Annotated in this window: 19 protein-coding genes and 1 tRNA gene; 12 read left to right on the top strand and 8 right to left on the bottom strand. The window is 70.6% G+C overall.

Annotated elements, in window-relative coordinates; all coding sequences use genetic code 11:
• Window positions 1-7: 7 nt before the first annotated feature.
• Complete coding sequence (locus ABZT18_RS04695) at window positions 8-442, bottom strand: helix-turn-helix domain-containing protein (RefSeq protein WP_354995278.1); 435 nt, start codon at window positions 440-442, stop codon at window positions 8-10.
• Between the two features lie 74 nt (window positions 443-516).
• Here ABZT18_RS04695 and ABZT18_RS04690 point away from each other — a divergent pair, with 74 nt between their 5' ends.
• The 5 genes from ABZT18_RS04690 to ABZT18_RS04670 are packed head-to-tail and all read left to right on the top strand — an operon-like array spanning window position 517 to window position 6,250.
• Window positions 517-1,992, top strand: coding sequence for an MFS transporter (locus ABZT18_RS04690; protein WP_354995277.1), 1,476 nt, complete (start codon window positions 517-519; stop codon window positions 1,990-1,992).
• On the top strand, window positions 1,989-2,948 hold the full coding sequence (locus tag ABZT18_RS04685; protein WP_355250452.1) for an ATP-dependent DNA ligase: 960 nt from the start codon (window positions 1,989-1,991) through the stop codon (window positions 2,946-2,948). Before ABZT18_RS04690 ends, ABZT18_RS04685 begins: the two co-directional genes overlap by 4 nt.
• A gap of 26 nt (window positions 2,949-2,974) precedes the next feature.
• A complete protein-coding gene (locus ABZT18_RS04680) occupies window positions 2,975-3,424 on the top strand; it encodes a helix-turn-helix transcriptional regulator (RefSeq protein ID WP_354995275.1) in 450 nt (149 codons plus the stop codon).
• Window positions 3,425-3,429: 5 nt separating this feature from the next.
• Window positions 3,430-3,840, top strand: coding sequence for a VOC family protein (locus ABZT18_RS04675; RefSeq protein WP_354995274.1), 411 nt, complete (start codon window positions 3,430-3,432; stop codon window positions 3,838-3,840).
• Between the two features lie 28 nt (window positions 3,841-3,868).
• Window positions 3,869-6,250: an excinuclease ABC subunit UvrA gene (locus ABZT18_RS04670; protein ID WP_354995273.1), complete on the top strand. Its 2,382-nt coding sequence runs from the start codon at window positions 3,869-3,871 to the stop codon at window positions 6,248-6,250.
• 16 nt (window positions 6,251-6,266) lie between these two features.
• On the opposite strand, the gene ABZT18_RS04665 is transcribed toward ABZT18_RS04670, so the two are convergent.
• Complete coding sequence (locus ABZT18_RS04665) at window positions 6,267-6,893, bottom strand: helix-turn-helix domain-containing protein (RefSeq protein WP_354995272.1); 627 nt, start codon at window positions 6,891-6,893, stop codon at window positions 6,267-6,269.
• A 123-nt stretch (window positions 6,894-7,016) separates the two neighbouring features.
• On the opposite strand from ABZT18_RS04665, the gene ABZT18_RS04660 reads away from it, so the two are divergent.
• On the top strand, window positions 7,017-9,158 hold the full coding sequence (locus ABZT18_RS04660; RefSeq protein ID WP_354995271.1) for an ABC transporter permease: 2,142 nt from the start codon (window positions 7,017-7,019) through the stop codon (window positions 9,156-9,158).
• Window positions 9,159-9,264: 106 nt separating this feature from the next.
• On the opposite strand, the gene ABZT18_RS04655 is transcribed toward ABZT18_RS04660, so the two are convergent.
• Both ABZT18_RS04655 and ABZT18_RS04650 read right to left on the bottom strand, forming a co-directional pair.
• Window positions 9,265-9,729, bottom strand: coding sequence for a hypothetical protein (locus ABZT18_RS04655; RefSeq protein ID WP_354995270.1), 465 nt, complete (start codon window positions 9,727-9,729; stop codon window positions 9,265-9,267).
• Window positions 9,730-9,791: 62 nt separating this feature from the next.
• On the bottom strand, window positions 9,792-10,217 hold the full coding sequence (locus ABZT18_RS04650) for a VOC family protein (protein WP_354995269.1): 426 nt from the start codon (window positions 10,215-10,217) through the stop codon (window positions 9,792-9,794).
• Between the two features lie 108 nt (window positions 10,218-10,325).
• On the opposite strand from ABZT18_RS04650, the gene ABZT18_RS04645 reads away from it, so the two are divergent.
• On the top strand, window positions 10,326-11,294 hold the full coding sequence (locus ABZT18_RS04645; RefSeq protein ID WP_354995268.1) for a WYL domain-containing protein: 969 nt from the start codon (window positions 10,326-10,328) through the stop codon (window positions 11,292-11,294).
• Between the two features lie 110 nt (window positions 11,295-11,404).
• Here the strand turns inward: ABZT18_RS04645 and ABZT18_RS04640 are convergent.
• From ABZT18_RS04640 to ABZT18_RS04625, 4 genes are all read right to left on the bottom strand, one after another.
• Window positions 11,405-11,479, bottom strand: a tRNA-Arg gene (locus ABZT18_RS04640).
• Between the two features lie 92 nt (window positions 11,480-11,571).
• Window positions 11,572-12,264: a winged helix-turn-helix domain-containing protein gene (locus ABZT18_RS04635; protein WP_354995402.1), complete on the bottom strand. Its 693-nt coding sequence runs from the start codon at window positions 12,262-12,264 to the stop codon at window positions 11,572-11,574.
• A 397-nt stretch (window positions 12,265-12,661) separates the two neighbouring features.
• Window positions 12,662-13,330 carry a DUF305 domain-containing protein gene (locus ABZT18_RS04630; protein WP_354995267.1) on the bottom strand — a complete coding sequence of 223 codons (669 nt, stop codon included), beginning with the start codon at window positions 13,328-13,330 and terminating at the stop codon, window positions 12,662-12,664.
• Between the two features lie 8 nt (window positions 13,331-13,338).
• Window positions 13,339-14,139 (bottom strand): DUF3105 domain-containing protein, encoded by an 801-nt coding sequence (locus ABZT18_RS04625; protein ID WP_354995266.1) that lies wholly within the window; start codon window positions 14,137-14,139, stop codon window positions 13,339-13,341.
• A gap of 97 nt (window positions 14,140-14,236) precedes the next feature.
• On the opposite strand from ABZT18_RS04625, the gene argS reads away from it, so the two are divergent.
• The 5 genes from argS to ABZT18_RS04600 all read left to right on the top strand — a co-directional run bounded on the left by argS (window position 14,237) and on the right by ABZT18_RS04600 (window position 23,202).
• Complete coding sequence (gene argS, locus ABZT18_RS04620) at window positions 14,237-15,904, top strand: arginine--tRNA ligase (RefSeq protein ID WP_354995265.1); 1,668 nt, start codon at window positions 14,237-14,239, stop codon at window positions 15,902-15,904.
• Between the two features lies 1 nt (window position 15,905).
• Window positions 15,906-17,291 (top strand): diaminopimelate decarboxylase, encoded by a 1,386-nt coding sequence (gene lysA / locus ABZT18_RS04615; RefSeq protein ID WP_354995264.1) that lies wholly within the window; start codon window positions 15,906-15,908, stop codon window positions 17,289-17,291.
• A gap of 8 nt (window positions 17,292-17,299) precedes the next feature.
• Window positions 17,300-18,610 carry a homoserine dehydrogenase gene (locus tag ABZT18_RS04610; protein WP_354995401.1) on the top strand — a complete coding sequence of 437 codons (1,311 nt, stop codon included), beginning with the start codon at window positions 17,300-17,302 and terminating at the stop codon, window positions 18,608-18,610.
• A 135-nt stretch (window positions 18,611-18,745) separates the two neighbouring features.
• Window positions 18,746-19,795 (top strand): threonine synthase, encoded by a 1,050-nt coding sequence (gene thrC / locus ABZT18_RS04605; RefSeq protein WP_354995263.1) that lies wholly within the window; start codon window positions 18,746-18,748, stop codon window positions 19,793-19,795.
• 143 nt (window positions 19,796-19,938) lie between these two features.
• Window positions 19,939-23,202, top strand: coding sequence for an efflux RND transporter permease subunit (locus ABZT18_RS04600; protein ID WP_354995262.1), 3,264 nt, complete (start codon window positions 19,939-19,941; stop codon window positions 23,200-23,202).
• Window positions 23,203-23,312: the final 110 nt, after the last annotated feature.

Genomic DNA, 23,312 nt, shown 5'->3' with positions numbered 1-23,312 from the left:
GTCTGGTTTAACCGGCGTGCTCCTGGTCGTACCTGGTCCGCGCCTCGGCGATGGCCTGGCGATGCCGTTCGGCCCAGCTGGTCAGCGCCACCAGCGACTCGTAGAGCTCCAGTGCCATCGGGGTGGCGGTGTATTCGACCTTGGGCGGAACGGTCGGATAGACCCTGCGGTGCAGCAGGCCGTCGCGTTCCAGATTGCGCAGGGTCAGCGTGAGCATCCGCCGGCTGACCCCCTCGATGGTCCGCTCCAGTTCGGTGAAGCGCACCGGACCGTTCGAGGCGGCCACCAGGATGCCGATGCTCCACTTTCCGCCGACCCGGTCGAGCACCTCACGGACGGTGCACGCCCGAGCCTGCCCCGGGGTGAACAGCCCCTTCTCGGCCGTGCAGGTCACCTCGGCCTCGACCAGCGCGGACACATCGCTGTTCCTCTGGGACATCACAGTGCCTCCTTCCGCTCTCGCTCATGGTCACAGACGATGACGTCGGTAACAAACCGTGCACCAAGGAGGCTTCCATGGATCCCGTCGTCCCGTCCCGCTGGCCGGCGCTGCTCGTGCTCTGTGCCGGCAGCCTGATGATCATTCTGGACGGCAGCGTGGTCGCGGTGGCGCTGCCCGCCGTGCAGCGGGACCTGGGCTTCACCGCCGTAGGCCTGGCCTGGGTGGTCAACGCCTACCTGGTCGCGTTCGGCGGGCTGCTGCTGCTTGCCGGTCGCCTCGGCGACCTGCTCGGCCGGCGGCGGGTCTTCCTGGCCGGCATCGCTCTGTTCACCCTGGCCTCGCTGGCCTGCGCGGTGGCGACCGGACCGGGCCTGCTGGTCGCCGCGCGCTTCGGTCAGGGCATCGGCGGCGCGCTCGCCATGGCGGTCAGCCTCGGCATGATCGTCCGGCTCTATCCCGAGCCGGCCGAGCGGGCCCGCGCGATCGCCGTGTTCAGCTTCACCGGGGCGGCCGGCGCGTCGGTCGGCACGGTGGCCGGTGGGGTGCTCACCGACCTCGCCGGCTGGCGGTCGATCTTCCTGGTCAACCTGCCGATCGGGGCGGTCATCCTGCTCGCCGCCGTCCGCCGACTACCCGCCGAACGGGGGATCGGCCTGCGGGCCGGCCTCGACCTGCCCGGCGCTCTGCTCGCCACAGCCGGCCTGATGGCCGCCGTGCTGGGCATCGTGGGGACCGGCGAGCACGGCTGGACCAGCCCGCGAACCCTCGGCGCGGCGGCTCTCGCGGCGCTGCTGCTCGGCGGGTTCGCCGTCCGCCAACGGGTGGCCGCCACCCCGCTGTTGCCGGGACGGGTGCTGCGTGTCCCGGGCCTGGTCGCGGCGAACACCGTGCAGTTCCTCATGGTCGCCGCGTTCTTCGGCTTCCAGTTCCTGCTCGCCGTGGAACTGCAACTGGTGCTTGGGCTGGACGCGGCGGCGACCGGCTGGGCCTTCCTGCCCACCCCCGTGGTGATCGCGGTGGTCTCACTCGGCCTGGCCGGGCGGGTGATCGCCCGCTGGGGGGCCCGGACCGTGCTGCTGGTCGGGCTCGGCCTGGCAACCGTCGGTTTCCTGCTGCTCGCCCGCCTGCCCGCCGACGGTGGTTACGTCGCCGACGTGCTTCCCGCGATGCTCATCTTCGGGATGGCCGGCGGCCTGACCCTGCCGGCGGTCACCACTCTGGCCATGGCCGGCGCGACCGACGTGGACGCGGGGCTCGCGTCCGGCCTGGCCAACACCACCCAGCAGGTCGGCGGTGCGGTCGGTCTGGCCGCGCTGAGCACGCTGGCCGCCACACGCGCCGACGGCCTGCGGGCCGACGGCTGGGCCGAGACGGCCGCTCTGGCCGGCGGCTACCGGATCGCGTTCGCCGTGGCCGCCGCCCTGGTGGTCGCCGCGCTGCTGGTCGCGTTGACGACACTGTCCCGGAACGCGGATCGTCAGAACCGACCCGCACCGAAGCGCCGCGTCCGGTTGACCGACGACACCAGGGCCGGGAGGGTGGTCGGGTGACCGAGGCTGACGAGACCCGCGACGGCGTGGCCCTGACCAACCTGGACCAGCCGCTGTCCGACCGCGACGACGCGACCAAGCGTGACCTGGTCGACTACCTCGACGCGGTCCGGGACCAGATCCTCCGGCAACTGCGGGGCCGGCCGCTGTCGGTGATCCGGGTCCGCCCCGGCCAGCCGCCGTTCATGCAGAAGAACCTGCCCCGCTACACCCCGGACTGGGTCCGCCGGGTCCCGGTCTGGGCGGAGGCGTCGCACCGGGAAATCTCGTACGCCCTCTGCGACGACCGCCGCACCCTGCTCTGGTTCGCCAACCAGCGGGCGGTGGAGTACCACCCGACGCTGGCCACCGCCGCGGATCTGCACCGCCCGACCCACCTGGTGCTCGACCTGGACCCGCCGGAGGGCGACGGGTTCCGCGCGGCGGTGGCCGCGGCCCTGCTGGTCCGCCAGGCGCTCGCCGACGCCGGCCTGGCCGGTGCGGTCAAGACCAGCGGCGCCAAGGGCGTGCACGTGTTCGTCCCGGTGGCCGACGAACCCACGGCGGAGGAGTTGGCCGCCGCCACCAGGGCACTCGCCGTCCGCACCGAGCGGCTCGACCCGGCGCTGGCCACCACGGCGTACATCAAGGAAGACCGCGGTGGCCGGGTCTTCGTGGACGCCACCCGGGCCGGCGGGGCGACCGTGGCGGCGGCGTACAGCCCTCGGCTGCGCCCCGGGATGCCGGTCTCCTTCCCGGTCGACTGGGCCGACCTGACCGAGGTGACCCCCGCCGACTTCACCATCCGGACCGCGCCGTCGCTGATCGCGGACGGTGACCCGTGGGCGGCGCTGATGCCGGCCCCGCAATCGCTCCCCGCCGACCTGGTGGCCGAGGGCCGGACCATCCCGGTAGCCCGGGTGCAGGCCATGCACGAGGGAAAGCGCCGGGCCCGTGCTCGGCGGCAGGCCGATTGACGGGGGGTTGTGGCACGATTTCCCAGGTGACCAGCAAACCCGACGCGAGCCAGCGACTGAGCGACCTGGCGCGGCTGCGCCGGGTCCGCGACCGGATCGACCGGGAGTACGCGTCTCCGCTGGATGTCGAGGCGCTCGCCCGTGGCGCGCACATGTCGGCCGGGCACCTCAGCCGCGAGTTCCGGCTCGCCTATGGCGAGTCGCCGTACAGCTACCTCATGACGCGCCGCATCGAGCGCGCGATGGCACTGCTGCGTCGTGGCGACCTGAGTGTCACCGACGTCTGTTTCGCGGTCGGCTGCTCGTCGCTGGGCACCTTCAGCACCCGCTTCACCGAGCTGGTCGGCGTGCCGCCCAGCGTCTACCGGCGTCAGGCGGCGCAGGCGACGGCGGGGATGCCGTCGTGCGTGGCGAAGCAGGTGACCAGACCGGTCAGGAATCGAGAAGCGCGGGTGACCGAGCCGCAACTAGCGTGACCAGCATGGACATCACCATTCACTCCAGTTTCCTTCCGCACACCGACCCGGAGGCCTCGCTGGTCTTCTACCGCGACATCCTCGGCTTCGAGGTCCGCCTCGACGTCGGGTATGAGGGGATGCGATGGATCACGGTCGGGCCGGTCGGTCAGCCCAGCACCGCCATCGTCCTGCACCCACCGGCCGCCAACCCGGGCATCACCGACGACGAGCGGCAGACCATCCTTGAGCTGATGGCCAAGGGCAGCTACTTCGGCGTCAACCTGGCCACCACCGACCTCGACGCCACCTTCGCCAAGCTGGAGGCCAGCGACGCCGAGGTGGTCCAGGAGCCGACCGAGCAGCCGTACGGCGTACGTGACTGCGCGTTCCGGGACCCCGCGGGCAACATGATCCGCATCCAGGAAGTGCGCTGACCCGTCCGGCCCGACAGATGGAGAGACGATGAGCACGGCCATCCAGCCGTCCGCGCCGCACCTTGCTGACAGCCACGATCTGATCCGCGTGCAGGGCGCGCGCGTGAACAACCTCAAGGACGTCAGCGTCGAGATCCCGAAGCGCCGGCTCACGGTGTTCACGGGCGTCTCCGGCTCCGGCAAGAGCTCGCTGGTGTTCGGCACCATCGCCGCCGAGTCGCAGCGGATGATCAACGAGACCTACAGCGCCTTCGTGCAGGGCTTCATGCCGACGTTGGCGCGGCCCGAGGTCGACCTGCTGGATGGCCTGACGACGGCGATCATCGTGGACCAGGAGCGGATGGGGGCCAACTCCCGATCCACCGTCGGCACCGCCACCGACGCCAACGCGATGCTGCGCATCCTGTTCAGTCGGCTCGGGCAGCCGCACATCGGCTCGCCCAACGCGTACTCGTTCAATGTCCCCTCGGTGAAGGCCACCGGTGCGATCACCGTCGAGCGCGGCGCTGGCAAGACGAAGACCGAGAAGGCGACCTTCACGCGTCTCGGCGGCATGTGCCCGCGCTGCGAGGGCATGGGCGCGGTCACCGACATCGACCTGTCGGCGCTCTACGACGACAGCAAGTCGCTCAACGAGGGCGCGATCACGATCCCCGGCTACAGCATGGAGGGCTGGTACGGCCGGATCTTCCGCGGCTGCGGATACTTCGATCCGGACAAGCCGATCAGCAAGTACACCAAGCGGGAGCTCCAGGACCTGCTCCACAGGGAGCCGACCAAGATCAAGGTCGAGGGCATCAACCTGACGTACGTCGGCCTGATCCCGCATATCCAGAAGTCCTTCCTCTCCAAGGACGTCGACGCGCTCCAGCCGCACATCCGCGCCTTCGTGGATCGGGCGGTGACCTTCACGACCTGCCCCGAGTGCGACGGCACCCGGCTCAGCAAGGAGGCTCGGTCCTCGAAGATCAACGGCAGGAACATCGCCGACGTCTGCGCGATGCAGATCAGTGACCTGGCCGCCTGGGTGCGGGAAATCGAGGAGCCGTCGGTGACCCCGCTGCTGGCGGGGCTGCAACACCTCCTCGACTCGTTCGAGGAGATCGGGTTGGGCTACCTGTCGCTCGACCGGCCGTCGGGCACCCTCTCGGGCGGCGAGGCGCAGCGCACCAAGATGATCCGCCACCTCGGGTCGTCGCTGACCGACGTCACCTACGTCTTCGACGAGCCGACGATCGGGCTGCACCCGCACGACATCGCGCGGATGAACGAGCTGCTGCTGCAGTTGCGCGACAAGGGCAACACCGTGCTGGTCGTGGAGCACAAGCCAGAGGCCATCGCCATCGCCGACCATGTCGTCGATCTCGGGCCCGGCGCCGGCACCGATGGCGGCACCGTCTGCTACGAGGGCAGCCTTGAGGGCCTGCGCGCCAGCGGCACCATCACCGGCCGCCACCTCGACGACCGGGCGGCCCTCAAGGAGAAGGTACGCACGCCCACCGGCAAGCTGGAGATCCGTGGCGCGACGGCCAACAACCTGCACGACGTCGACGTCGACGTACCGCTCGGGGTGCTCGTCGTCGTGACCGGTGTCGCCGGCTCCGGCAAGAGCTCCCTGGTGCACGGGTCGATCCCCGCCGGCGCGGGTGTGGTGTCGATCGACCAGGGCGGCATCCGCGGCTCGCGACGGAGTAACCCGGCCACGTACACCGGGCTGCTCGATCCGATCCGCAAGGCGTTCGCGAAGGCCAACGGTGTGAAGCCGGCGCTGTTCAGCGCCAACTCCGAGGGCGCCTGCCCGAGCTGCAACGGCGCTGGCGTCATCTACACCGACCTGGGGATGATGGCCGGTGTCGCCGCCGGATGTGAGGATTGCGAGGGAAAGCGGTTCCAGGCGTCGGTGCTGGAATACCGCCTCGGCGGTCGGGACATCAGCGAGGTGCTCGCGATGTCGGTGACGGAGGCCGAGAAGTTCTTCGGCTCCGGCGAGGCACGTACGCCGGCCGCGCACGCCATCCTCGACCGGCTCGCCGACGTCGGGCTCGGCTACCTCAGCCTGGGTCAACCGCTCACGACCCTGTCCGGCGGCGAGCGGCAGCGACTCAAGCTGGCCACCCACATGGCCGAGAAGGGCGGCGTCTACGTCCTGGACGAGCCGACCACCGGCCTGCACCTCGCCGACGTCGAACAGTTGCTCGGCCTGCTCGACCGTCTCGTCGACGCCGGCAAGTCGGTGATCGTCATCGAGCACCACCAGGCGGTCATGGCGCACGCCGACTGGATCATCGACCTCGGCCCCGGGGCAGGGCACGACGGTGGCCGGATCGTCTTCGAGGGCACCCCGGCCGACCTCGTCGCCGGCCGCTCGACGCTCACCGGCGAGCACCTCGCGGCGTACGTCGGCGGCTGAGCCGCAGCGCGGTGAATCAGCGCCCAGCTCGGCCTGGCCGGCTGATGGGGGCGGTGAGCATGCCGGTGATGCTGTCGACGAGGAAGTCGCCGACCTCGGTCCAGCGGGGGTCTTCGCCGGTGCGTTCGGCGCGTGCCTCGACCTCGGCCGTCGCGGTGCTGACGATGCGGGTGATCAGGCGCGCCCGGCCGGCGACCACGTCCGGGTCGAGGTGCCGTAGCCGCGCGGCCAGGGATGCGCGCAGCTGAAGTGCCTGCGGCGTGGTGTCCTGGACTTCCCGCATGATCGGCTGAGTGGCGGGGTTGTGGAGCACGTGGTCGAGGAACCGGGCCCGCCAACTCGGGCGCGGTAGTTGATCGAGGACCTGCATGCTCGGCTCCACGAGACCGCGGATGTCGCCGAGGACGGAGTCGTCGGAGGCGGGCAACACGCCGCGCTGTTGCGCCACCTCGTGCACGTGGCGCGCCATGAGTGCCTTCAGTAGGCCCTCGCGCCCGCCGAAGTAGTAGCGCACGGCCGAGTGGTTGGTGTTCCCGGCCGCCTCGGCCACCCTGCGGTCGGAGACCTCCGCGACTCCCGATTCGGCGAACAGCCGCTCCGCCGCGTCCAGGAGCGCGGTGCGCGCCGCCTCGGACCGCCTCATGACCGGCCCCCTCGTTTCCTCACCCGGATGTGACTCAGGTCAACCTAGCCGGATTCCCGGTCCCGACATCCGCCGCCTACAGTTTGTAAGTCAACTGGCGTACAAACATGAGCTGGAGCGTGCATGGATACCGAAGCCGTGATCGAGGCTGCCGACGTGGTGGACGGCCGCCCGCCCGGCGCGGACCGCAAGGAACAGATCATCCGAATGGTTGCCCTGTTCGTGATGCCGTTCCTCATGGTCACGATGATGTTCGCGACCTACATGTCGACCATGCACTCACCGCACCCCCGGGACATGCCGGTAGCGGTCGTCGGCAGCGGCGCCACCGCGCAGGCGATCGTGGACGGGCTCAACGCCGCGCCGGGTGACACCACCGACGCCACCCTGGTGGCCACCCGTGACGACGCCGTCGACCTGCTGCACGACCAGGAAGCCGCCGCCGCGCTGATCCTGCCCTCCGAGGGCAGCACCAGTGCGACCATCCTCACCGCCTCGGCGGCCGGAGCCTCGCAGGGCGCCACTGTCCAGCAGTTGCTCGCGCCGGTGGCTGTCGGAAACAACTGGCAGACCACCACCGAGGACGTGGCGCCGCTACCCGACGGTGACCTGGCCGGCATCGCGGTCCTGTTCGCCGGGATGGGCATGATGCTGGCGGGCTACGTGCCGCTGAGCATCATGGTGATGGGCGTCCCCCACCTGCTGCGGCTGCGGCGGTTCCTGCCCGTGCTGGCCGGCTGGTCCGCGGCCACCAGTTCGATCATCTGGCTCATCCTCGGGCCCATCGTGGGTGCCGTCGAGGGCCATTACCTCACCTTCCTCGGCGTCGGCATGCTCGCCACCGGAGCGGTCGGCATGACCCAGCTGCTGCTCTCCAAGCTGATCGGGCCGCTCGCGGTGCTGCCCGGCATGCTGCTCTGGGTCGTATTCGGCATGCCCGCGTCGAACCTGGCGCTGTCGGTCCACAACATGCCCGGGTTCTTCCAGTTCCTGCACGGCGTGCTCCCGCTCCCAGCGGCGGGCGAGTCGCTGCGCTCGGTCCTCTACTTCAACGGCAACGGCCTGGGCATTCATCTGATCGTCCTGGCCGTGTGGATCGTCGCCGCCCTCGCGCTCTGCCTGCTCAAGGAGCGCAGCGCGAGCGGAAAGGTCATTCCCGGCGTCCCGCCGATCGCCGACCCCGACGCGAAGGCCCCCGCGCTCGCCGGCGGGCCGCCGCGCTCCAAGCGATTCCGGTACGTGGCCGCAGCCGCCTTCCCGCTGTCCATCCTCGTGGTCGTCGTGGGCGCCATGGGCTTCTCCATGCACAAACCGCAACCGCACGACATCCCGGTCGTCGTGGTCGCAGCCGCCCCCGGGCAGGCCCAGCAGACCGCCGCCGGCCTCAACACACAGCTCGACGGCATCCTCGACGTCACCGTCGCCGACACCGCCGATGAGGCCACCGAGCAGATCCGTGCCCGCGACGTGGTCGCCGCCTTCGTCCTGCCGTCGGCACCGGACACCCCGGCCACGCTGTACTCGGCCTCCGCCGCCAACGCCAGCCAGCAGTCCACGATCCGCGCGATCTTCCAGCCGATCGCTGCGAGCCAGGGCATCCCGCTCACGCTGACCGACGTGCAACCCCTGAGTGAGACCGACACCGGCGGTAGCAACAGCATGTACGTCGGCATGTCCTGGATCATGGCCGGCTTCCTGTTCCTGGCCGTGCTGCGCGGCGGTGCCCCGCACGTACGCCGCCTGCCCCAGTTCCTGCCGCTCCTGGGTGGCTGGGCGATCGGCATGTCCGTCTGGCTGTGGTTCCTCTTCGACGTCCTGATCGGCGCGATCAGCGGCAACGCCCTCGAGACGATCGCCTACGGCGCCCTGACCATCTTCTCGGTCTCCCTGGCCACCGGAGTCCTCACCCGCACCGTCGGCCTGGCCGGGATCATCCCGATGATGGTGGTGCTGATGATGGCCGGCGTACCCGCCTCCGGCGGCGGCATGTCGGTGTACCTGGTTCCCGAAGTGTTCCGCCCGCTCCAGGACGTGCTGCCGCTGCCCGCAGCGGTCGACATCGCCCGATCACTGCGGTACTTCGACGGCGTCGGCATCGGCCAGAACCTGCTGGTCATCGCCATCTGGGGCGCTGCCGGACTCGTCGGAAACCTCGTGATCGACCAGTGGCTCAAACGCCGCGAGCGCCGCTTGGGCGCCGACGGCCCGGACGCTGGTTCGGCACCGGAGGTGCCCTTGAAGCTGGTACCGGCCGACGCGCACTGAGCAGCATCGAGGAGGTCCACCGCCGATCGCCCGGGATCGGCGGTGGACCTCTCAACCTGATCCCGCACGAGGTCCGTCACGGCACCGCCGAGAAGGCCATCGAGTTCTACGCGACCGGCCGTCGGGCGCGCTGTGCCGTCGTGGCGGCGAGGATTCCGCACGTGGCCGTGATCAGCCCGAGGACCGTGGTGGTCGGGTTGACGTACCCGGGCACGGATGAGGTGACGTAGCTGCCGCCGCTGCTGAGGTGGCACTCGAAGCGGAGCGGTAGGTAGCTGACTCCGTACCCGTCGACCTGGCTTGCCCGCTGCGACCCGGCCTCCCGGCAGGGTTCGATCGGGAAGGACCCGGCGCCGCCGTCCTCCGCCCGCATCACCGCGTAACCGAGGTGGAGCAGGCCCCACGCGTACATGGCGACGGTGCCCGCACCGGCGAGGAGCGCCGCCGCCCGCAGCCAACCCGTCCGGGAGCGTTCGCTTCTCCGGAACACCGCGCGGAGCCCACGAACGGTGAGGACCGCCGCGGCGGCCGCCCCGCCCAGCGCGGCGAGGAGCAACACGAGAAACAGCATGACCACATTCTTGATCTCGTACGATCGCGGGCCTTCGCGGGATGGGGCTGTTGCTCCCCGGGTCAGGCGGGGTTGTACTCGGCAGCGACGTCGAGCACCCAGGTGATGCCGAACGGGTCGGTGAGCATGCCGTAGAGGGGGGCCCAGCCGGCGGGTGCGAGGTCGACCACGACGGTCGATCCCTCGCTGAGCTTCTTCCAGTAGCCGGTGACCTCGTCGGCGTCCCTGCCACGGACCGAGACGAAGAACGGGCTCTCACCCTGGCTCCACGGTCGCACCGACGGCACGTCGTACGCCATGATCTGGAAGCCCTCGGTGGACGTGACCTGACCCCACATGATCTGGTCGGCCTCGTCCGGGTTCTGCACGTTGTGTGCGTCGGCGTAGGTCACCGCGACGAGGTCCCCGCCGAACACGGACCGGTAGAACTCGAGAGCGGCCCGCGCGTTGCCCCGAAGGTTGATGTGCGCGACGGTGTTGATGCTCATTGCTGCTCCTCGTGTCACGGGTGGCCCGTGGCTGTTGCCCCGGTACGGGGTAGACGATGGCAGGGGTAGCGGTCAGGGTGTGGCCGCTACCTGGGGAAGACTGGATGCATGCCAAAGACGTCGGCGAGACTGCTGTCGCTGCTCTCGCTCCTTCAGGCCCGACGTGACTGGCCGGGCGGCCTCCTGGCCGAAAGGCTGGACGTCAGCCCGCGTACGGTGCGGCGCGATGTCGACAGGCTGCGCGAGCTCGGCTACCCGATCAGGGCCTTCAAGGGACCGGACGGTGGGTACCGGCTCGATGCCGGAGCTCAGATGCCACCGCTGCTGTTCGACGACGAGCAGGCGGTTGCCATCGCCGTCGCACTCCAGGTGGCCCCGGCCTCCGGCGCGGACATCCAGGAGGGCGCGGTGCGAGCGCTGAACACCATGCGGCAGGTCATGCCCAGCCGGCTGCGGCACCGCATCGACACCCTGCAGGTCACCGCCGTCGAGCCACCCACCACCCGCGTGGATTCCCGGGTCGACGGCACCGTGCTGACGGTCATCGGCGCGGCCGTCCACGCCCACGACGTTCTCCGCTTCGACTACGCCTCGGCGACAGCCGGCACGGACGCGCCGCCACGCCGCGTGGAACCCCACCACCTCGTCACCTGGAAAGGACGCTGGTATCTCGTCGGCTGGGACCTCGACCGCGACGACTGGCGAACCTTCCGCGTCGACCGCATCAGCCCGCGTACGCCCACCGGACCGCGCTTCACCCCACGGCAACTACCCACGGCGGACGTGGCCACGTTCGTCACCGGCCGCTTCCGAGGTTCCACAGACGCCTCGGCGTGGCCGTGTGTCGGCGAGATCATCCTCGACCTTCCCGCCACCGCCGTCGCCGCGTACACCCGCGACGGTCTCGTCGAGGAACTCGGCCCCGACCGTTGCAAACTCGTTCAGGGTTCCTGGTCCTGGACCGGTCTGGCAGCCGGCCTCGGCAGGTTCGACGCCGACATCGAGGTGATCGGGCCCGCAGAGCTCAAGGCGGCCTTCGCCGGACTCGCCCGCCGCTACGCCAGCGCGGCAGAATGACGTCACCACGAGGTCGATGCTCCCGCGCAGGCGCCTGCGCGCAGAAACGCAAAACCGGGCGCGGGGAGCCAACATGCTCCTGCGCCCGGCAAGGTCTGGTGAAATTTTCTTGGTGCCCCCGGCAGGATTCGAACCTGCGCCACCGCCTCCGGAGGGCGGTGCTCTATCCCCTGAGCTACGGGGGCTCAGCGACTGGAGAAGACTAGCAAACCTCCTCCGTGCACGCCGAATCGGTATCGGGTGAGCCGATCGTGTCGGCAACCGGCCCACCCGGTGCTCAGGCCGCGATCGCGCGCCCGCAACTGGGCAGCGGGTGCAGGACGATTCGCCGAGGGAGTCGGCGTGGCCACTCGTTGCGTGGCCAGGAGCCGTCCACGATCAGGTGCACGGTGCGCTGCTCCTCGCCGCTGAGCCGCAGCACGAAGTCGCGGGGGAGCGGCGGGTCGACCGTCGGCGTGGTGATCATGAAGCGCACCCTGCCGCGGGACGAGACCGCGGAGATCACGTCGGCTGTCGGCATGGTGCCCCGCAGCCGGACCCGGCCGATCCAGTAGACCTCCGCGAGGTGCTCCTGGGCGGCCCGGGTGATCGCCGGGTATTCGCTACGGACCCAGCGTTCGACCGCGCTGACGCAGAGCCCACAGGCCCGCTCCCGCGGCTCCCGCGGACCCAACCCCCAGGCCCGCAGGTACGCCCCGACCGCGCCAGCGTCCAGCGGCAGGTCGAACCGTCGCTGGATGAGCGTGGTGAGGCTCTGCCGCGTCCACAACTCCTCGTCCAAGCCGAACTCGTCGGGGTGGACGCCCCGCAGTGTGTCGATCAGTTCGAGTTCCTGTTCGCGGCTGAGCATTCCCGGCTCGCCCTGCCGCTGTCCGCGACGGACGGCTGCCACCGCCCCGTCACCACCGATGGTGTGGCGTCGGCACCAACTGGTGACCGAGCGCCGTGCGTCTCTGAGTGCAACCCCCACGTCTTGGGCAACGAGCCCGAATCGCAACTGGTCACGATATGTGCGGAGAAAACTCTCTAAGCAACGTAATCGGTTGGACCGCTCCAATCGCCCAAACCAGACCTTAAAGGGGCAAGTCTCCATAATGCCGGCCTGCGGAGACCGAGTCGCCCAAGCGCGAGGCGCAGTGTTCAGCCCTTGATCCACTCCATGTCGCCGATGTGGGGCCATCCACTCGCGGGGACACCACCACGTCGCCGACATGGAGTGGATCAAGCCACAGCCGCCGCCCCGCCGTGCGCGGACATCACGCGGCGGGCGCCGGCCGCGGGCCGTGTTCCGCTGTGGGCGGGCATGACGCGGGCCGCGTCCCGTCGTGTGCGGCGGTGACGCGGGCCGGATGCGCCCGTCCGGTCGATCAGCCCTTGGCCTGCGCCTGGAGCTGCCGGAGGTTGTTCAGCTCGGTCTGCTGGGTGGACTTCATGGTCCGTGCCACCCGCAGCACCTCGGCGTTGTCGGTCTTGCCCAGCGCCGCGTCGATCATGTGGATGCCGCCCAGGTGGTGGTTGTACATCAGGGCCAGGAACTGCCGGTCGACCTCGATGCCCTGAGCGTCGCGCAGGGCGGTCATCTGCTGCGGCGTGGCCATCCCGGGCATCAGCCCGTCCTTGACGGTGGCCCCGTCGGACATCCACGACATCGGCGGCTGCGACCCGGTCGGGCTCAGGTCCCACTCACGCAGCCAGGTCTGCATGGCACCGATCTCGCCCTGCTGCCCGGTGGCGATGTCGACGGCCATCTGTCGTACCGCGGGCAGTGTCGCCGAACGGTACGCGGTCAGGCTCATCTCCACCGCCTGCGCGTGGTGGGTGGTCATGTCCCGCGCGAAGCCCGCCTCGACCGAGGTGTCACCGGGTTGGGTGAGCCGTGGGGTGAGCAGACCGCCGGCGTACCCGAGAAGCAGCCCCACCACCAGCAGGGCAGCCAGCGCGAGCACCCCGTAGCGCCGCGCCGGGGCCCGGCCGTCCTCGTCGGGGGCGGCCGGGACCTCGTCGTGCTCGCTGTCGGTGGTGGCGGGGGCAGTCATCGCCGTCCTTACTGGGTGGGCATCTGGGCGTCGAGTTCACGCGGCGTGGTGCCGGTGGCGGTCACGCCCTGGTTGCAGAGCGCGGTCGGCCCCTCGACGGAGGCGTTCACCCGCAGGTCCTTGATGAACTCGTCGATCCGCGTGTCGTCGGCGTTGTCGACCTTGAGCTGGTAGCCCCACGCCTGGAGCGAGATCGGCTTGTCGAGGCCCTCGAACGGGCTCATCATCGTCTTCTCGACGCCGCGCACCTTGCCGGCGAGCTTGTCGATCTGGTCCTGCGGCAGGCCGGGGCGGTAGGTGATCCAGACAGCGCCGTGCTCCAGGCTGTGCACCGCGTGCTCGCTGGCGATCGGGGCGTCGTACACCTCACCCATGCAGTTCTGCCAGGCGGCGTTGTGCACGCCGCCCACCGGCGGCGAGTACTTGAAGGTCAGCGGGCCGGACTTGTGCGCCTCGTACTTCAGGCTCTCGGGGTCCGTCTTGCGGAAGTTGACGATGCCGTCGATGGCGTTGGCCCGCTTGTCCCATGGCTTGGCGCCCTGGAACGACGCCCAGGCGCCGTACCCGATGATGCTGGCCGCGAGCACGCCGACCGCGACGAAGAGTGCGATCGGGCCCCAGGCCCGCCCCTGGCTCACCTTGATCGGGGTGATCGGCTTGCGGGGGCCCTTGCCACCTGTCCGCGGGGAGCCCGCCGGCTTGCCGGAACCGGCCTTGGCGCCGGACGCCGGCCGGCCTGCGGCCGGCTTCTTGCCGGTGCTGACCACGGTCGGGCGGCGCTCAGGGCCACCGGGGGTGCTGATGCTCATCGTGCCTCGTCAAGTCGGTCGGTCAGGGGAGTGGCGGGCCGGATGACGCGCAGGGTAGCCACCGAGTGCCCGAGTCTACCCCCGATAACATGGTTGGGTGACTCCTGCAGAACTCGCCTCGGTCGTCCTTGCCGCCGCCCACGCCGTCTTCGAGCAGCGTGGGCTCGACCGCGGCGCGTTGCCGGGGAGCACGGTGGTGGAGCGACCGCGCAACCCCGAGCACGGCGACTACGCGTCGACGCTCGCTCTGCAGTTGAGCAAGAAGGTGGGCGTCCCGCCCCGGGAACTGGCGGCGGCCCTGGCCGACGAACTGGGCCGGGCATCGGGTGTCAAATCGGTAGAAATCGCCGGGCCGGGCTTCCTGAACATCCGGCTCGACGCGGCCGCGGCCGGTCAGCTCGCCCGGGTGATCGTCGAGGCCGGCGCGGAGTACGGCCGCAGCGACCGGCTCGCCGGCGAGAAGATCAACCTGGAGTTCGTCTCGGCCAACCCGACCGGCCCGGTGCACATCGGCGGGGTCCGCTGGGCGGCCGTCGGCGACGCGCTGAGCCGGCTGCTGCGGGCCACCGGCGCCGAGGTGGGCACGGAGTACTACTTCAACGACGCCGGCTCCCAGATCGACCGGTTCGCCCGGTCGCTGCTCGCCGCCGCCAAGGGTGAGCCGGCGCCGGAGGACGGCTACGGCGGCGCGTACATCGCCGAGATCGCCACCGAGGTGCAGGCCCGCCGGCCGGAGGTGCTGACCCTCGACGACGCCGGCGCCCAGGAGATCTTCCGGGTCGAGGGCGTCGCGCTGATGTTCGACGAGATCCGCTCGTCGCTGCGGGACTTCGGGGTGGAGTTCGACACCTACTTCAACGAGAAGGACCTGCACGACCGGGGTGAGTTGGACCTGGCGTTGAACCGGCTGCGTCAGCAGGGGCACCTCTACGAGTCCGAGGGCGCCACCTGGTTGCGCACCACCGACTTCGGCGACGACAAGGACCGGGTGCTGCGCAAGTCCAACGGCGAGTGGACGTACTTCGCCGCGGACTGCGCCTACTACCTGGACAAGCGGGAGCGCGGCTTCGAGCGGGTCGTGATCATGCTGGGCGCCGACCACCACGGCTACATCGGCCGGATGAAGGCGATGGCCGCCTGCTTCGGCGACGACCCGGAGCGCAACCTGGAGATCCTCATCGGGCAGCTCGTCAGCCTGGTGCGCGACGGCGCCCCGATGCGGATGAGCAAGCGGGCGGGCACCGTGATCACCCTGGAGGACCTGGTCGACGCGATCGGCGTGGACGCCTCCCGGTACGCCCTGGCCCGCTACTCCAGCGACTCCCCGATCGACATCGACATCGAGCTGTGGACCCGGGCGACCCGCGACAACCCGGTCTACTACGTCCAGTACGTCGCCGCCCGGACGGCGGGCGTGGCCCGCAACGCCGCCGAGGTGGGGCTGGTCCAGGGCGACGCCGACGCGTTCCGCCCCGAGCTGCTCGATCACGAGAAGGAGAACGAGCTGCTCAAGGCGCTCGCCGAGTTCCCGGCGGTGGTGGCGACCGCCGCCGAGCTGCGGGAGCCGCACCGGGTGGCCCGCTATCTGGAGGAGAGCGTCGCGGCGTCCTTCCACCGGTTCTACGACAACTGCCGGGTGCTGCCGTTGGGCGACGAGGAGGTCACCGACCTGCACCGCGCCCGGCTCTGGCTCAACAACGCCACCCGCACGGTGATCGCCAACGGCCTGCACCTGCTCGGCGTCTCCGCCCCCGAGAGGATGTGACATGCGCGCTCATGAGGCCGGTGCGCTGCACGCGGACATCAGCAACCGCGGGCCGGCCTGGCTGCGTACCCCGGAGGACGTCAACGCCCTGCTGCCGGGCCTGTGGCCGCGCAGCGTGACGCGCGGGGCCGACGGCGCGCTCGCCGTCGCGGGCCTCAGCGTCCGCGACATCGCGGCCGAGTTCGGCACCCCGGTGTACGTCCTCGACGAGGCCGACCTGCGCTCGCGCTGCCGCGACTTCCGGGCGGCCTTCCCGACCGAGGACGTCTTCTACGCGGGCAAGGCGTTCCTCTGCCGGGCGGTGGTCCGGATGATCGCCGAGGAGGGGCTGCACCTGGACGTCTGTACCGGAGGCGAGCTGGCCACCGCGCTCTCGGCCGGCATGCCGCCGGAGCGGATCGGCTTCCACGGCAACAACAAGTCGGTCGCAGAGCTGACCCGGGCGGTGGACGCCGGGGTCGGACGGATCATCGTCGACTCGTTCACCGAGATCGACCGGCTCACCGCGCTGGCCCGTGAACGCGGGGTCCGGCCCCGGGTGCTGGTCCGGGTCACCGTCGGTGTCGAGGCGCACACCCACGAGTTCATCGCCACCGCTCACGAGGACCAGAAGTTCGGCTTCTCGCTGGCCGGCGGGGCCGCCGCGGCTGCCGCGTTCAAGATCCTCGACGAGGGTGTGCTGGAGCTGCGTGGCCTGCACTCGCACATCGGCTCGCAGATCTTCGACGCCAGCGGCTTCGAGGTCTCGGCCCGTCGGGTGCTCGCCCTGCAGTCGCAGATCCGCGACGCGCGCGGGGTGGAGCTGCCCGAGCTGGACCTGGGCGGCGGCTTCGGTATCGCGTACACCACCCAGGACGACCCGGCCACGCCACAGGACCTGGCCAAGCGACTGCGCAAGATCGTCGATTCGGAGTGCGCGGCGGAGAACCTGGCCGTGCCGCACCTGTCGATCGAGCCGGGGCGGGCCATCGTCGGGCCCTCCGTGTTCACCCTCTACGAGGTCGGCACGGTCAAGGACCTCGACGGCATCCGGACGTACGTCAGCGTCGACGGCGGGATGAGCGACAACATCCGCACGGCCCTGTACGACGCGTCCTACTCGGCGACGCTGGCCTCCCGGGCCTCGGGCGCGCAGCCGTTGCTCGCCCGCGTGGTGGGAAAGCACTGTGAGTCCGGGGACATCGTGGTGAAGGATGAATTCCTGCCCGCCGACGTGCAGCCCGGAGATCTTGTCGCGGTGCCCGGCACCGGTGCGTACTGCCGGAGCATGGCCAGCAACTACAACCATGTGCCCCGGCCACCGGTGGTCGCGGTGCGCGACGGCCAGGCGCGCTTGATCGTCCGGCGGGAAACCGAAGAGGACCTGCTCGCTTTGGATGTGGGATGACGTCACCTGTGCGCTTGGCGCTGCTCGGCTGCGGCACGGTCGGCCAGGAGGTGGTCCGGCTGCTGCACGAGCAGTCGGCCGACCTGGCCGCGCGGATCGGCGCTCCGCTGGAGATCGCCGGCATCGCCGTCCGTCGGCTCGGCCGCGACCGGGGGGACCTGCCGGTCGACCCGGCCCTGTTCACCACCGACGCGCTCGGCCTGATCAAGCGTGACGACGTGGACGTCGTGATCGAGGTGGTCGGTGGCATCGAGCCGGCCCGAGGCTGGCTGGTCGAGGCGCTGCGGGTTGGCAAGAGCGTGGTCACCGCCAACAAGGCGCTGCTCGCCGAGGACGGCGTGGCCCTGCACGAGGCGGCGGCCGAGGGCGGTGGCGACCTCTACTACGAGGCGTCCGTGGCCGGGGCCATCCCGCTGCTGCGCCCGCTGCGCGAGTCGCTGCACGGCGACCGGATCAACCGGGTCACCGGCATCGTCAACGGCACCACCAACTTCATCCTCTCCGCGATGGACGCGACCGGCGCCGGCTTCGCCGAGGCTCTCGAAGAAGCCACCGCACTGGGGTACGCGGAGGCCGACCCGACCGCCGACGTGGAGGGCTTCGACGCGGCAGCGAAGGCGGCGATCCTCGCCTCGCTGGCGTTCCACACCCGGGTCGGCGCCGCCGACGTGCACCGTGAGGGCATCACCGAGGTGACCGCCGCGGACATGGCCAGCGCCCAGGCGATGGGCTGCACGATCAAGCTGCTCTGCATCGCGGCCCGGGGCGTCGACCCCGCCGGCCGGGAGACGGTCAGCGTCCGGGTGCACCCGGCGATGATCCCGCGCAGTCACCCGCTGGCCAGCGTCGGCGACGCGTTCAACGCGGTCTTCGTGGAGGCGGACGCGGCCGGGCAGCTGATGTTCTACGGCCGGGGCGCGGGGGGCGCGCCGACGGCCAGCGCCGTGCTCGGTGACGTGGTCGCGGTGTCCCGCAACCGGCTCGCCGGGGTGCGCGCCCCCAGCGAGAGCGCGTACGCGGACCTCGCGGTCCGGCCGATGGGCGAGGCGTTGACCCGCTACCACGTCAGCCTCGACGTGGCCGACCGTCCGGGTGTGCTGGCCTCGGTGGCGAGCGTGTTCGCCCGGCACGACGTGTCGATCGCGACCGTACGACAGGGCTCGGCGAGCGGTCCGCCCGATCGTGACGGCGACGCCGAGCTGGTCATCGTCACCCACGTGGCACCGGACGCCGCGCTCGCCGCGACGGTTGGCGAGCTGCGCGGTCTGGACATTGTCCGGTCAGTGACCAGCGTGCTGCGGGTCGAGGGCGGGGCGTGATTCGTTGTACCGGTGGGACGGCTCGCTCGTCCCGCCAGATGGGTATCCCGGGGCCTGCCACGGGGCACTCCGGCAGGCTGGTCCAGGGTGTCCTGGTGCCCGGGTCGGCACGGCGGTAGAGGCGAGGAGAACGACATGTGGCGGGGTCTGATCGAGGCGTACCGGGATCGGCTGCCGGTCACCGCTGCCACGCCGGTCGTCACGCTGCACGAGGGGAACACCCCGCTGTTGCCCGCGCCGGTGCTGTCCGCCCGGATCGGTTGCGACGTCTACCTCAAGGTGGAGGGCGCCAACCCGACCGGCTCATTCAAGGACCGGGGGATGACCCTCGCGGTGTCCAAGGCGGTCGAGGCCGGTAACAAGGCCATCATCTGCGCCTCCACCGGCAACACCAGCGCCTCCGCCGCGGCGTACGCGGCTCGGGCCGGGCTGACCTGCGCGGTGCTGGTGCCGCAGGGCAAGATCGCGTTGGGCAAGCTGGCCCAGGCGCTGGTGCACGGCGCGAAGCTGCTCCAGGTGAGCGGCAACTTCGACGACTGCCTGTCGCTCGCCGCGAAGCTGGCTCAGGACCACCCGGTCGCGTTGGTCAACTCGGTCAACATCGACCGGTTGCACGGCCAGAAGACCGCCGCCTTCGAGATCGTCGAGGCGCTCGGTGACGCGCCCGACATCCACTGCCTGCCGGTCGGCAACGCCGGCAACATCTCCGCCTACTGGATGGGTTATTCAGAGGAGCACGCCGCGGGCGCCACCACCCGGGCGCCGAAGATGTACGGCTTCCAGGCCGCCGGGGCGGCCCCGATCGTGACCGGCCAGGTGGTGCCGGAGCCGTCGACCATCGCCACCGCGATCCGGATCGGCAACCCGGCGAGCTGGACCAAGGCATTGGACGCCCGGGATGCCTCCGGTGGCCTGATCGCCGCGGTGACCGACCGGGAGATCCTCTCCGCGTACCGGCTGCTCGCCCGCGAGGTGGGGGTCTTCGTCGAGTTGGGCAGTGCGGCCAGCGTGGCCGGTCTGCTCCAGCAGGCCGCGGCGGGCATGGTGCCGGCCGGTTCGACGGTGGTCTGCACGGTGACCGGCCACGGGCTGAAGGACCCGGAATGGGCGATCTCCACCGCGCCGGCGCCGTTGACCATCGCGAACGACCCGATGGCCGCGGCCCGCGCCCTCGACCTGGCCTGAGAGGGGCCACCACCCGCCGGTACGGGCATGCGGTCGGCGGACGGTGGTGGGCCGCCGTGGGGGCGGCGGGGGTCGGGGTGATCGGGTCCGGCACACTTTCGGGTATCCCCGCCCGCATTCTCGTTCAGGAGTGAACCAGGCCGATGTCGCTGCTCGCCAGATTCAGCCTCGCCAACCGAGGGCTTGTCGCCCTCATCGCGGTGGTGATCACGGCGTTCGGATTGTTCGCCGTGCCATCGCTGAAGCAGCAACTGCTGCCGTCGCTCGAATTCCCGGCCGCGTTCATCGTGGCCCCCTATCCCGGCGCCGGGCCCGAGATCGTCGAGTCGCAGGTGACCGAGCCGATCGAGAATGCCCTCCAGGGCATCCCGGGGTTGGACAAGATCACCTCCACGTCCCGTGAGGGATCGGCGACCGTCCAGGTCATGTACGAGTTCGGCACCGACCTGGACGACGTGGTCAACAAGATGCAGACCGCGCTGAGCCGGATCGACTCTCAGTTGCCGGAGAGCGTCGACCCGCAGGTCATCGCGGGTAGCACCGACGACCTGCCGGCGGTGGTGTTGGCCGCGGCTGGTGCGGCGGACGAGCGGGCGCTCGCCGAGAAGCTGCGCGCGACGGTGGTGCCGGAGCTGGAGGGCATCGAGGGGGTTCGCACGGTCGAGGTGACCGGAACCCGCGACAACGTCGTGGTGGTCACCCCGGACCCGGCGAAGCTGGCCGCGGCGCAGATCCAGCCCACGGCGATCGGCGCGGCGCTGAAGACCAACGGTGTGGCGGTTCCGGCTGGCACGGTGACCGACGGCGCACTGGCCCTTCCGGTGCAGGTCGGCACGCCGATCGCCACCGTGGAGGACCTGCGCGGCATCGTGATCGCCCCGGGCGCGGCACCCGTCCGTCTCGCTGACGTGGCGACCGTCGAGCAGCAGCTCGCTCCGGCCACCTCGATCTCCCGGACCAACGGCAAGGACAGCCTCGGCATCGCGGTCACCGCCGCGCCGGACGGCAACGCCGTGCAGATCTCGCACGATATCCGCGACCGGCTCGCCGACCTGAAGGACGCTTCCGGCGCGGAGTTGACCGTGGTCTTCGACCAGGCGCCGTTCGTCGAGAAGTCGATCGAGTCGCTGACCACCGAGGGCCTGCTGGGCCTGGTGATGGCGGTCATCGTCATTCTGGTCTTCCTGCTGTCGGTGCGCTCGACGGTGGTCACCGCCGTCTCCATCCCGCTCTCCGTGCTGGTGGCGTTGATCGCCCTGTGGATCGGTGACTACTCGCTCAACCTGCTCACCCTCGGCGCGCTGACGATCGCGGTCGGCCGGGTGGTGGACGACTCGATCGTGGTGTTGGAGAACATCAAACGACATCTCGAGTACGGCGAGGAGAAGCGGCACGCCATCATCACCGGCGTCCGTGAGGTTGCCGGTGCGGTGACCGCGTCGACCCTGACCACGGTGGCGGTGTTCGCGCCGATCGCGTTGGTCGGCGGGTTCGTGGGCCAGCTCTTCGCGCCGTTCGCGATCACCGTGACGGTGGCCCTGCTCGCCTCGCTGCTGGTGTCGCTGACCGTGATCCCGGTCCTCGCGTACTGGTTCCTGAAGCCGCGCGGCGGCACCGCCGACGACGAGGCGGTGCGGCGCGGCGCGGAGGAGAAGGAGCTGCGTAACCCGTTGCAGCGGGCGTACCTGCCGGTGATCGGGTTCGCCACCCGTAAGCGGTCGACTCGCTGGATCACCGTCGGGCTCGGCCTGCTGGTGCTCTTCGGCACCTTCGGCCTCGCGCAGAAGCTGGAGACCAACTTCCTGGACGACTCCGGCCAGGACACCCTCAACATGAGCCAGGAGCTGCCGGCCGGCAGTGGCCTGGCGGCCACCGACGCGGCGGCCAAGCAGGTCGAGTCGGTGCTGACCCGCACCGAGGGCGTGGAGACCTACCAGGTGACCGCGGGCGGTGGGGACAACCCGTTTGCCGGCGGCGGCAACAACGCGGCCAGTTGGTCGCTGGCGCTCGACGGTGACACCGACGCGAAGCAGATGCGTGAGGTGCTCCGCAAGGAGTTCGACAAGCTCGGCACCGGCGTGGGTGAGATCAGCTTCGGTGGCGGGCAGGCGGCGTCCACCAGCCAGCTGGAGGTGATCGTCCAGGCCAGCGACCCGGAGGTGCTGACCCGGGCCGCCGAGCAGGTCCGGGCGGCGATGGCCGGTGTTCCGGACGTCGAGGACGTCTCCACCAGCCTGGCCGAGCGGGTGCCGCGAGTCGACGTGACGGTCGACCGGGTCGCCGCCGGTCGGGCCGGGCTCACCGAGGCCGCCGTGGGGCAGCTCGTGTCGCAGGCGTTCCGGGGAGCGCCGCTGGGTCAGGTCGCGCTCGATGGCCAGCAGCAGAACGTGGTGCTGCGGCTGGGCGCGCAGCCGCCGATGTCGGTGGAGCAGCTGCGAGCGCTGCCGGTGGGTCCGGTCAAGCTGGGCGACATCGCGGAGGTCACTCAGGGCGAGGGACCGCAGCTGGTCACCCGGATCGACGGTGAGCGCAGCGTGTCGGTGACCGGTACGGCGACCGGCTCGAACCTGGGCGCGACCAGCCAGGAGCTGCAGAAGCGGCTGGACGGCATCGACGTGCCGGGTGCGAGCTTCGCCATCGGTGGCGTCAGCGCCGATCAGGCGGACGCCTTCGGTGACCTGGGCCTGGCGGTGCTGGCCGCGATCGCGATCGTCTTCCTGATCATGGTGGCCACGTTCCGCAGCCTCACCCAGGCGCTGATCCTGTTGATCTCCATCCCGTTCGCGTCGACCGGTGCGATCGGCCTGCTGCTGATCACCGGGACGCCGCTCGGCGTGCCGGCGTTGATCGGTGTGCTGATGCTGGTCGGCATCGTGGTGACCAACGCGATCGTGTTGCTCGACCTGATCAACCAGTACCGGGCTCGGGGCATGGGAGTCCGGGAGGCGGTGGTCGAGGGTGGTCGGCGTCGGCTCCGCCCGATCCTGATGACCGCGGTGGCGACCATCTTCGCGCTGCTGCCGATGGCGCTCGGGTTGACCGGAGAGGGCGGCTTCATCTCTCAGCCGCTGGCGGTCGTGGTGATCGGTGGTCTGCTCAGCTCGACGCTGCTCACGCTGATCCTGGTACCGACGCTGTACACGATGGTGGAGCACACCAAGGAGTCGCTGCGGGACCGGCGCAGTCGGCGTCGCTCCGGCGACCCGGCGGAGACCGACGAGGTGGCGGGCCCGAACCAGGTCGCGGTGCCGAGCGGTGCGCCTACCTCGGCGCAGGCTGAGGGTTCACAGCCGGCCGGGCGACCCGCCCCGTCGGGCGCGCTCGTGGAGGGCACGGACCAGTTCGAGGTGCTGCGGCTGCCCCGTAGCCGCACGTCGCCACTGCCTCCGTCGGAGGCGACCGAGTAAGTCGGACCGCATCTCTGAAACGCCCTCGGCAGGGTTCTGCCGGGGGCGTTTCAGGTTTACCGGCCGAGACACTCCGACCCGACCCAACCTGCACTTTGCGTCATGTCTTG

The organism is Micromonospora sp. NPDC005291 (assembly GCF_040607415.1).
GTDB lineage: Bacteria > Actinomycetota > Actinomycetes > Mycobacteriales > Micromonosporaceae > Micromonospora.
Note: the sequence above shows the minus strand (reverse complement) of the source record. Positions and strands in the feature narration are given on the sequence as shown.

Coding starts and splice junctions, on each gene's coding strand:
- ABZT18_RS04690 (WP_354995277.1), top strand. CDS start 517: ATGGATCCCGTCGTCCCGTCCCGCTGGCCGGCGCTGCTCGTGCTCTGT.
- ABZT18_RS04675 (WP_354995274.1), top strand. CDS start 3,430: ATGGACATCACCATTCACTCCAGTTTCCTTCCGCACACCGACCCGGAG.
- ABZT18_RS04670 (WP_354995273.1), top strand. CDS start 3,869: ATGAGCACGGCCATCCAGCCGTCCGCGCCGCACCTTGCTGACAGCCAC.
- ABZT18_RS04665 (WP_354995272.1), bottom strand. CDS start 6,893: ATGAGGCGGTCCGAGGCGGCGCGCACCGCGCTCCTGGACGCGGCGGAG.
- ABZT18_RS04660 (WP_354995271.1), top strand. CDS start 7,017: ATGGATACCGAAGCCGTGATCGAGGCTGCCGACGTGGTGGACGGCCGC.
- ABZT18_RS04655 (WP_354995270.1), bottom strand. CDS start 9,729: ATGCTGTTTCTCGTGTTGCTCCTCGCCGCGCTGGGCGGGGCGGCCGCC.
- ABZT18_RS04650 (WP_354995269.1), bottom strand. CDS start 10,217: ATGAGCATCAACACCGTCGCGCACATCAACCTTCGGGGCAACGCGCGG.
- ABZT18_RS04645 (WP_354995268.1), top strand. CDS start 10,326: ATGCCAAAGACGTCGGCGAGACTGCTGTCGCTGCTCTCGCTCCTTCAG.
- ABZT18_RS04630 (WP_354995267.1), bottom strand. CDS start 13,330: ATGACTGCCCCCGCCACCACCGACAGCGAGCACGACGAGGTCCCGGCC.
- ABZT18_RS04625 (WP_354995266.1), bottom strand. CDS start 14,139: ATGAGCATCAGCACCCCCGGTGGCCCTGAGCGCCGCCCGACCGTGGTC.
- lysA (WP_354995264.1), top strand. CDS start 15,906: ATGCGCGCTCATGAGGCCGGTGCGCTGCACGCGGACATCAGCAACCGC.
- thrC (WP_354995263.1), top strand. CDS start 18,746: ATGTGGCGGGGTCTGATCGAGGCGTACCGGGATCGGCTGCCGGTCACC.
- ABZT18_RS04600 (WP_354995262.1), top strand. CDS start 19,939: ATGTCGCTGCTCGCCAGATTCAGCCTCGCCAACCGAGGGCTTGTCGCC.